The sequence below is a fragment of the Methylobacterium sp. WL18 genome, from assembly GCF_008040015.1.
Taxonomy (GTDB): Bacteria; Pseudomonadota; Alphaproteobacteria; order Rhizobiales; family Beijerinckiaceae; genus Methylobacterium; species Methylobacterium mesophilicum.
Genome location: NZ_VRVD01000687.1, coordinates 1 through 2,374 on the forward strand (window position 1 = coordinate 1; position 2,374 = coordinate 2,374).

Annotated in this window: 3 protein-coding genes; 2 read left to right on the forward strand and 1 reads right to left on the reverse strand. The window is 62.4% G+C overall.

The annotated features are described in order from the left end of the window. A partial coding sequence (locus tag FV228_RS27005) for a HAMP domain-containing protein (RefSeq protein ID WP_246694046.1) occupies window positions 1-779 on the reverse strand: 779 nt, incomplete at its 3' end. Between the two features lie 517 nt (window positions 780-1,296). Here FV228_RS27005 and FV228_RS27010 point away from each other — a divergent pair. Together FV228_RS27010 and FV228_RS27015 are read left to right on the forward strand one after the other, a co-directional pair. Next, on the forward strand, window positions 1,297-1,581 hold the full coding sequence (locus FV228_RS27010) for a hypothetical protein (RefSeq protein ID WP_246689994.1): 285 nt from the start codon (window positions 1,297-1,299) through the stop codon (window positions 1,579-1,581). A 440-nt stretch (window positions 1,582-2,021) separates the two neighbouring features. Next, window positions 2,022-2,330 carry a hypothetical protein gene (locus FV228_RS27015; protein ID WP_147857332.1) on the forward strand — a complete coding sequence of 103 codons (309 nt, stop codon included), beginning with the start codon at window positions 2,022-2,024 and terminating at the stop codon, window positions 2,328-2,330. The last annotated feature ends 44 nt before the right edge of the window (window positions 2,331-2,374 follow it).

A 2,374-nucleotide genomic window follows, 5' to 3' on the forward strand; every position in this document is an offset into this window, starting at 1 on the left:
TGCTCGGCCTCCTCGGCCGCCCTGCGGGCGACGCTCTCCTTGATGCGCTCGACCGCGCGACCGACCGCGCCGATCTCGTCGCCGCGCCGCGCCTCCGCGATGGTGGCGTCGATCTCGCCCTTCGCCATACGCTGCAGGACGGCCACGAGGCTGCCGAGGGGCCGCGTCACGCCGAACACGATGATGGCGCCCGAGAGGGCCAGGGCGGCGAGCAGGCCCGCAGCCACCGAACCGATCAGGACGAGACGCGCCTGCTTGGCCGCGGCCTCGGTGGCGTTCTTTCCGTCGGCGAGCCGGGCATCGACCCGCCCCTCGTAGACCCGCGCGGTCTGGTCGAACCGCTTCGCGACCGGCTGGCTCGTCACCATGGCCAGCTGCGTGGCGGCAGCCCGATCGTTCTTCAACGCGAGCGCGTTGGATCTGTCGAGGACGTCGTAATACTCCCGCGCGATCGTGCCGATCTCGAGCAGCAGGTCCCGCACCTCCTTCTTCAGCGCGCCCGCGGCGAGCGTCGCGATGTCGTCCGCCGTGCCCTTCACCGCGTCGCGATACGCCTTCTCGAAGTCGGACATCTCGTTGTCCGGCTGACCGATGATGATCGCGCGGTTCATCAGGCCGGCGGTCTGCACGTTCTGCCGAACCCGCGAGAACGCCTCCAACCGCGCGACGTAATAATCCACCAGCACGTGGTTACGCTCGGTGATATCCCCCAACATACTGAGCGTATAATAGGTTGTCCCGACGCTCATGAACGCCATGATAAAGATCGGCACGCACATTTTGTACGCAATCTTAAATTTCTCGAATATTTTCATATGGAAAGATTCTCGGATTTCTCGTTGTGTCGAGTTTAAAATCCGAAACCAGGATCAATCAAGCGGCTTGACAGGGTAATTTTTTGCGTATCACTATGAAACTAAATGAAAAGTCGCCTTGCGATTTAAGTGAAAAACACAAGAATGGAATTTCGACGAATAAATTTCCATCAAGAGCACGGATTTTATGACCAGGCATTTCTAAACAACAAAATACTGGGCGAAATGTCGTGATGAAGGCCCGAATAATTTGGTACGCATGCCCAATGCGACGCCATCTCCTCATCCCCGGGCGCGACATCCTCCATCGGCAGCGACCGAATCAGTATCCGCCGTGCGGACATGCGATCAACAGCCATAAATTCAATAAAAATTCCCGCACAAGTATTTTTGTTGATTGTTCACACCCGAACAGCCTGGTAGATTTGCAAGATAGAACTTGACAGGGAACTCACGCGCCGTGCCCCCGACAGACAGCGAGATGAGCGAGATGAGCGCCGGCCTCGCGCTCGATATGGTCGGTCGCGCCTATCTCGCCCTGGCCCTCCTCTACGAGACCGCACATCCGGGCGAGTTCGACGGCGTCCAGCAGAAGATTCGCGCGTTCGTCGAAGACAATTTCCGCATCATCCAGGAGACCAGCGGCCGCGAGACCCTGGCAGCCGGGACGGTCGAGGGCGCGGCCCACTTGGTGAACGGCATCTTGGTCGAGGTCGAGAGCAAGATCGCGACGATGATCCGGCCGACCCGTTACATGCGCGGCTGAGCCGCGCATGGAGCGCACGCGACACGACCGGCCGTGCCGGCTGAGGCCCGTATCAGGGCCTACCCCCCGATCCCGACGATGATCACACCGCGGCTTTGATAGGGGGCCATGCACGCGCGCTCCGGTGCGGGAGAGGGGGCCCGCGCGTGATCCGCGTCCGTGCCGCCAGGCCCGATCCGGGCATCCGGTAGCCCTCGTCATGGAACGCAAGCGGAGCGGACGTCGCCCAGAGGCCCTCCGGCCGGCCGCGCGAGCCCCTGTCGCCGATCGCGCGCGGGGCGTCCGGCCGACGAATACCGGACTGTTGCAGTTGAGCCATGAGGCCGTGATAAATCTCGCGCTGCGCTTGGGCGGCGACATTGGCCCTAGTCCGAAGCATCGACAGTGTTAATAGAGCATGTTAGTCCCCGACTAGGGACGGAAACAAGATTATCGACGCGATGAAGATCAGCGATGATTGTGACCAGGGCTCACGTAGTGCGGATGTAGCACTCGAGGTTTTGGCGCGGGCCTATCATGCCCTGGCAGTCGTCTATGAACTCTCGAGCCCCGGCGCCTACCTGGCACTGCATGGAAAGATGATGCCGTACCTGCTGGACAGTTTCCGGAACGCCGAGGCGGCGCGGACCGGCGATCCGCACACCGCCGCGTTGTTCAGCGCCGCGCTGGAGCGGGTCCGCTGCGCGCTGGACGACGTCCAGTGCGACGTCTCGGCCGTCCGGTCCCGGACCGGCGAGCGCGATCGCTGACGACGCCGGCGACGGCGGCGCGATCTCAGGGCGCCGGCGTCAGG